Origin of the sequence: Mycobacterium sp. (genome assembly GCF_044342925.1) — a bacterium.
GTDB lineage: Bacteria > Actinomycetota > Actinomycetes > Mycobacteriales > Mycobacteriaceae > Mycobacterium.
On record NZ_JBIIOV010000173.1, the window covers coordinates 1 to 6,646 of the forward strand.

The 6,646-nt window shown below is 68.1% G+C and carries 6 protein-coding genes and 1 pseudogene; 5 read left to right on the forward strand and 2 right to left on the reverse strand.

Annotated elements, in window-relative coordinates; genetic code table 11:
• The first annotated feature begins 1 nt into the window (after position 1).
• Positions 2-306 (forward strand): annotated as a pseudogene (locus ADBZ6I_RS14935) (DUF2304 domain-containing protein).
• A 29-nt stretch (positions 307-335) separates the two neighbouring features.
• Complete coding sequence (locus ADBZ6I_RS14940) at positions 336-2,138, forward strand: hypothetical protein (RefSeq protein ID WP_526385173.1); 1,803 nt, start codon at positions 336-338, stop codon at positions 2,136-2,138.
• On the opposite strand, the gene ADBZ6I_RS14945 is transcribed toward ADBZ6I_RS14940, so the two are convergent.
• Entirely contained in the window at positions 2,135-2,635 is a 501-nt protein-coding gene (locus ADBZ6I_RS14945) for a hypothetical protein (RefSeq protein WP_526385175.1), read from the reverse strand. The two genes, ADBZ6I_RS14940 and ADBZ6I_RS14945, sit on opposite strands and share 4 nt — an antisense overlap.
• A 137-nt stretch (positions 2,636-2,772) precedes the next feature.
• Here ADBZ6I_RS14945 and ADBZ6I_RS14950 point away from each other — a divergent pair, with 137 nt between their 5' ends.
• Genes ADBZ6I_RS14950 through ADBZ6I_RS14960 form a run of 3 tightly spaced genes read left to right on the forward strand, consistent with a single transcriptional unit; the run spans position 2,773 to position 5,985 of the window.
• Positions 2,773-3,909, forward strand: a complete 1,137-nt coding sequence (locus ADBZ6I_RS14950) for a transporter substrate-binding domain-containing protein (protein WP_526385177.1) — start codon at positions 2,773-2,775, stop codon at positions 3,907-3,909.
• Positions 3,906-5,009, forward strand: coding sequence for a transporter substrate-binding domain-containing protein (locus ADBZ6I_RS14955; protein WP_526385179.1), 1,104 nt, complete (start codon positions 3,906-3,908; stop codon positions 5,007-5,009). Before ADBZ6I_RS14950 ends, ADBZ6I_RS14955 begins: the two co-directional genes overlap by 4 nt.
• On the forward strand, positions 5,002-5,985 hold the full coding sequence (locus ADBZ6I_RS14960; RefSeq protein ID WP_526385181.1) for a hypothetical protein: 984 nt from the start codon (positions 5,002-5,004) through the stop codon (positions 5,983-5,985). The genes ADBZ6I_RS14955 and ADBZ6I_RS14960 overlap by 8 nt, the downstream gene beginning before the upstream one ends.
• 9 nt (positions 5,986-5,994) lie before the next feature.
• Here the strand turns inward: ADBZ6I_RS14960 and ADBZ6I_RS14965 are convergent.
• On the reverse strand, positions 5,995-6,646 hold a 652-nt coding region (locus tag ADBZ6I_RS14965), incomplete at its 5' end, for a zinc-binding dehydrogenase (protein ID WP_526385183.1).

Consider the following 6,646-nt stretch of genomic DNA (forward strand, 5'->3'; position numbering starts at 1 on the left):
CGTGCTCTCGCTCCTGGTGTACCTGTTGCGCTCGCGCACCAACGCCAAGGCGAAGGCATGGGTCAAGGTCGGTTACACGGTGTTCGCCATCACGGCCGTCTACGCGATCCTGCGACCCGCCGACACCACCGTGCTGGCCAACCTGCTGGGGGTGGACCGCGGCGCCGATCTGTTGACGTACGCGCTGGTGATCGCGTTCTCTTCACCACGTTGAGGCCCTACCTGCGGTTCAAGGAACTGGAGGTGCGCTACGCCCGGCTGGTCCGGGCGGTGGCGCTGCAGAACGCCCGCGCGCCCGAACACTGACCGCACACCCCACCCGTACAGTCGTGGCGATGTCAGTCCGGCCGGCCACCCGTGTGCCCCCGGTCGCCGCGGCAGCAGCCGCGTTGATCGGGCTGCACCTGCTGGTCCGGGCTGCGGTGGCCTTCGGCGGCTATTTCTACTGGGACGACCTGATCCTGGTGGGCCGGGCGGGCACCCAGCCGCTGCTGTCGGCGCCGTATCTGTTGACCGACCACGACGGGCATGTGATGCCGGCGGCCTTTCTGCTCGGCGGGGCGCTCACCCGGCTGGCTCCGCTGGTCTGGACCTGGCCGGCGCTGAGTCTGGTGGTGCTGCAACTCCTGGCCGCACTGGCTCTGCTGAGGACCCTGTGGGTGATTCTCGGCTGGCGTCCGGTGCTGCTGATCCCGTTGTGCTTCGCGCTGTTCACCCCGCTGGCCCTACCGGCGTTCGCCTGGTGGGCGGCGGCGCTGAACTACCTGCCGATGATGGCCGCGCTGGCGTGGGTGTGCGGCGACGCGATCCTCCTGGTTCGCACCGGGCGGCGCCGCTACGCCGTGACCGGTGCGCTGGCCTACGCCGGCGGCCTGTTGTTCTTCGAGAAGTCCGCGGTGATCCCGTTCGCGGCTTTCGCGGTCGCGGCACTGCTGGCGCATGTGCGCGCCGAGCCGGGCCCACTGCGGACGGTGTGGCGGCGCGGCAGAACACTGTGGCTGACCACCCTCGCGATGACAGCGGCGTGGGTGGTGCTGTATCTGCTCGTCGTGGACCAGCGCCGGTGGAGTTCGGACCTGGGCATGACGTGGGATCTGTTGCGCCGCTCCGTCACCCACGGGATTGTGCCCGGTCTGGTGGGCGGGCCGTGGGAGTGGCAGCGCTGGGCGCCGGCGTCGCCGTGGGCGGTGCCGCCGGCGGCGGTGATGCTGCTCGGCTGGCTGGCCGTAGGGGCCGCGTTGGTGGTGTCACTGGTCCGCAAGCGGCGTATCGGGCCGGTGTGGCTGGCGGCGGCCGGCTACGCGCTGGCCTGTCAGGTACCGATCTACCTGATGAGGTCCTCGGCGTTCACCGCGCTGGAACTGGCCCAGACGCTGCGCTATCTCGCGGATCTGGTGGTGATGCTGGCACTGCTGGCAGCGGTGGGGTTCTGCGCACCGAACCGGCCCGGCGCCCGGTGGCTCGACGCCTCGGCGCTCCGCCGCGCGGTGGTCGCGGTAATCGGGGCGGGGTTCCTGGCCAGCAGCCTGTTCTCCACCAGGACGTTCCTGACCAGCTGGCAGGACAACCCGACCAAGACCTATCTGCACAACGCCGTCGCGGCGCTGGGCCAGGCGCGGGCCGCCTCAGCCGCCCCGATGCTGGACCAGGAAGTCGACCCGCTGATCCTGCAGCGGGTGGTCGGCCCAGAGAATCTGGCCAGCCACATGTTCGCGCTGATCGCCGACCGCCCGGAGTTCAGCGGCTCCACCGACCGGCTGCGAATGCTGGATTCCGGCGGACGGCTGGTGGATGCGCAGGTGACCTGGGTTCGACGGACCGCGCCGGGGCCGCGTCCGCAGTGCGGCTATTTCGTGCAGCCCGACGAGCCGGCCCGGATGCCGCTGGACGGCCCGCTGCTGCCCGCCGAATGGACCGCGGAGCTGAACTATCTGGCCAATACCGAAGGCAGCCTTGTCGTTTCCCTTCCGGTGGGGCCGGAGGTCAGGGTGCCGGTGAAGCCCGGCCTGAACCGGGTGTACGTCCGGCTGCCCGGCGCCGGTGATGCCGTCGTCGTGCAGGCCGCAACCGCGGCGCTGACGGTGTGCGTCGCATCCGGCCCGGTCGGCTATCTGGCTCCCACCCCGGGGCCGCGCTAGACCTCCTCCTCGACGGCGTGCGTCTGGATGATGATGTCGGCGACCTGGCTGCGCACTTCCCGGGCCGCCATCGTCGTCGCCACACACGCCATCTGAATGGCCGTGTCGCGGTCATCGCTGAGCAGATAGCTCGCGGCGGTGGCCACGACGTCGGCGAACTTCTCGCGCAGGAGATCCTCGAGGCGCGACAGCGCGAATTCGGCGTTCTCCAGTGGAACGCAGTTGCGCAGCAGCGCGAACACGTCCGCCTCGACCCGCCGGTACAACTGCTGGGCGAACACCCGCCTCGACAACTCGACGCCGCCCGGCTTGAGCAGCATCACCTCCTGCTCCGCGAGGCGGGCGACCACCGGCTCGGTGGAGCACATACAGACCTGCACGAAGCAGCTGGCCAACTCGGCGGCGGCCACCGCGGCCAGCGGGTCATCCAGGCCGGCCAGGTCGACGCCGTCCGGCGGGGGGAATGGCTGTGGTGCGGGCGGGCTGGTCTCGAACATGCCACGATCGTCGCAGGGCGGTCTGACATTTCCGCCGCACCGCACAATGCCTGCCTCAGCGCACCGGTGATCTGGCAACCTTCTATCCTGACGGCTGTCGATGAGACCCGTTAGCCGAAAACATTTGAGGTGAGTGGATGCACAGGTTGACCGCTACGCAGGTGCGCCCACCGGCGTTGCCACGCGTGCGTGCCGCGCTACTCGCGGTCCTGCTCGTGCTGGCGATCGGCGCCCTGCCGGCGCTGATCCCGCGGGCGAACGCGGCACCGCGGGCCGTCACTGTCGCCGTCTATGACGTCGAACCGTTCGTGATCACCGAGGGCGCGGTCAAGTACGGCTTCACCATCGACCTGCTCGACGAAATCGCCAAGCGGACCGGCTGGGACTACACCTACCTCGACGCCGTCGACGTCCCCGGTCTGCTGGGCGCCGTCCGAGAAGGCCGTGCGGATTTCGGTGCCGCCAACATCTCGATCACCGCCGACCGGGAGAAGATCTTCAATTTCTCCCAGCCGATCGTCTCCGCCGGCCTGCAGATCATCGTTCCGGCAGCCAGCACCCAGCGAGTCCAGCCAGGCCTCGGCGACTTCATCAAGCTGCTGTTCTCCAAAACCATGGCGGTCTGGTTGCTGGCGGCATTTGTTCTGACCATCCTTCCGGCCCACATCATCTGGGCTCTGGAGCGCGGCGACCCGGAGTCGATGGTGGCGAGGTCCTACTTTCCGGGCATCTTCCATGCCTTCGGGTGGGGTCTGGGCATGCTGGCCGCCGCCCCCTTCGACTCACCCCGGCATTGGCCGATCCGCATAGTGACCGTGCTGTGGACGTTCGTCAGCATCATCTTCGTCGCCTACTACACCGCCATCCTGACCACCAACCTCACCGTCGCCAAGATCAGCTCCCAGGTCAGCACGCCGGCCGATCTGGTCGGCAAGCAGGTGTGCACGGTGGCCAACACCACCTCGACGGCGGCGCTGGACAGGCTCGGTGTCGCGTTCACCGGGTTGCCGAGAGTGGAGGATTGCTACGAAGGTTTGGAAGACGGCCAGTTCCAGGCCGTGGTCTATGACTCCCCAGTGCTGGAGTACTACGTCGCCAACCGGGGTGCCGGCGTCGCCGCCATAGCGGGCCCGGTGTTCAAAGACGAGGACTACGGGATCGTCTTTCCGATCGACAGCAAGCTCGACGAGGAGGCCAACGGCGCCCTGCTGTCCATCCAGGAGGACGGCACCTACGAACTGCTGAAGAAGAAATGGTTCGGTACTCCCTCATGATGCTGTCGCGTCTGCGATCCATGCTGACCGTGCTGCTCCTGGTGGCGGCCATCGGCGCCCTGCCCGGCTTGATAACCCGGGCCGACGCGGCTCCCCGCCAACTCACCGTGGCGACGCGGGAATTGCCGCCGTTCGTGATGACCGACGGCGACGTGAAGTCCGGCTTCACCATCGACCTGCTCAACGAGGTCGCCAAGCACACCGGCTGGACCTACAACTACCTCGACGGCGGCAACGTGCAGGGACTGCTGAAAGCCGTCGCGGACGGCAAAGCCGACCTGGGTGCCAGCGCGGTGTCGATCACCGCCGATCGTGCCAAGCTCTTCGACTTCTCCCAGCCGATGCTCAACGCCGGCCTGCAGATCATCGCGCCGGTGGGCAACACCCAGAAGGCCCAACCCGGCCTGTGGCAGTTCCTGCAACTGCTGTTCTCGAAGACGATGGTGGTCTGGCTGTTTGCGGCGCTGGTGCTGACCACCCTGCCGGCGCACGTCATCTGGCTCCTCGAACGCGGCGACGATGACTCGATGGTGTCGAAGTCCTACTTCCCCGGCATCTTCCAGGCCTTCGGATGGGGATTGGGCATGCTGGCCGCCGCCCCCTTCGACCCGCCCCGGCATTGGCCCATCCGGATGATGACGGTGCTGTGGACGTTCGTCAGCATCATCTTCGTCGCCTACTACACCGCTATCCTGACCACCAACCTCACCGTCGCCCGGATCACTTCGCAGATCAACACCCCGGCCGACCTGGTCGGGAAGAAGGTGTGCACGGTGGCCAACACCACCTCGGCGGCCGGCCTGGAAAAGTTCGGCGTGCAGTACACCGGGGTGACCAAAATCGATGAGTGTTACACCGGCCTGGCGGACCGCGACTTCGAGGCGGTGGTCTTCGACGCCCCGGTGCTGCAGTACTACGTCGCCCACAAGGGCGCCGGGGTAGCGGCCATGGCCGGACCCATCTTCAAGAGCGAGGACTACGGCATCGTCTTCCCGATCGGCAGCGAGCTGCGCCGCCAATTCGATGATGCGATGCTGTCGGTGCAGGAGGACGGCGAGTTCGACCGGCTCAAGCGGAAGTGGTTCGGCACTGGTGCCTGACCCGGGCCGCGCTATCCGGCGTGCGGCGGCGCTGGCCCTGACCGCGACCGTCATCGCCGGGTGCTCCGGACAGGGATCGATGCAGACGCTGGCCGACAGTATCGAGCAGATGCCGGGCGTGATCTCGTCGACGGTGAGCTACGACACCACCTGGTGGGGAGCGGCACGCGACGTCCGCCTCACGACGGTGCTCGCCAACACCGCCACTGCTGAGCAAGCCGGCGCGGTCGGCAAGGCCTTCACCGAGTCGGCCGGCAGCGCCGATCTCGACGTCGATCTCACGGTCGACTATCGGGTGGTGGACCGGGACCGTCCGCCACTGACGTCGACGGCGAACTTCCGCTTCGCTGGGCCCGACCGGCCGACGGTCCAAACCGTCACCGACGCGCTGCGCGAGTGGCTGACCATCGCGCAGTCGCCGGGGGTTCAGAGTGTGGGTTTCGACCAGCCGGCAGCGGACGGCCCGGCCGGTTCCCGGGCGGTCCGAATCACGGTGGCGCGCGGCGCCAAGGACGCCGAGCTGCAAGCACTCGTCCGCGACCATCCCGACCTCGCCACGGCCACCTGGACGGTGGTGGGCGGCTCGTTGACCGAAGGGTCACCGCTGGCCGCCGACTATCCCGAGGTGTACTCCGTCACCGGGATGGTGCCCGACGAACGGTTGCGGGAGTTGTGGCGCCGCATCGTCTCCTCGCTCGGCGAGAACGGGATCGCCGCGGCGGACACCGACATGTCCCGGGTGGCCAGCAAGCTGCCGCCGACGAACGTCGTGGTGAACTTCCCCAGCTCACGTAAGCGTGAGCAGAGCGTGGCGACGGCCTGGCTGATGCTTCCCCTGCTGCAGGGGCTACCCCAGCCGGCCCGAGTCGACTTCAACGGCGACCTGTTCACCATGGGCGGGTGCAGCGGCGCCGACGACTCCTCCAGCGGATCCAAGCGCCAAGCCGAGCTGCGCACCAAGTTCGAGCGCTGCTGACCCGTTCGTTCAGTGATCGTGGATGATCACGCCTCGGATGATGTTGCCGGCCAGCATGTCGTCGTAGGCCGGGTTGATGTCGTGCAGCTTGTACTCCTGGGTGACGGTCTCGTCGAGTAGCAGCTTGCCCTCGCGGAACAGGCTGACCAGCCGCGGGATGTCCGAGCGGGGATTGGCCTCACCGTAGAGGCTGCCCAGCAGCCGCTTCTGGAACAGGGTGAACATCGCCATCGGGAGGGTCGGTGTCACATCGGCCATCGCCGCGATGCCGGTCAGCACCACCGAACCGCCCTTGCGGACCATGTCGAGGGCCTGGCCGATCATGGCGCCCTCCACGACGCCGGGGGTCAGTATCGCCGAGTCCGCCATCACACCCCGGGTCAGCTCGGCCAGCAGGGCGGTGGCCTCGGGAATGGAGGTCACGAAGTGGGTGGCGCCGAAATCCATCGCCCGCTGCCGTTTGTGCTCGACGAGTTCGACGACGACGATCTTCTCGGCGCCGGCGATCCTGGCGCCCTGCACCGCGCCGCTGCCTACCCCGCCGAATCCGACGACCACGACGGTGTCGCCGGGCTGCACGTTGGCGGTGTTGACCGCGGAGCCCCACCCCGTGGTGACACCGCAGCCCAGCAGGCAAGCCCTCGACAGCGGAATATCGTCG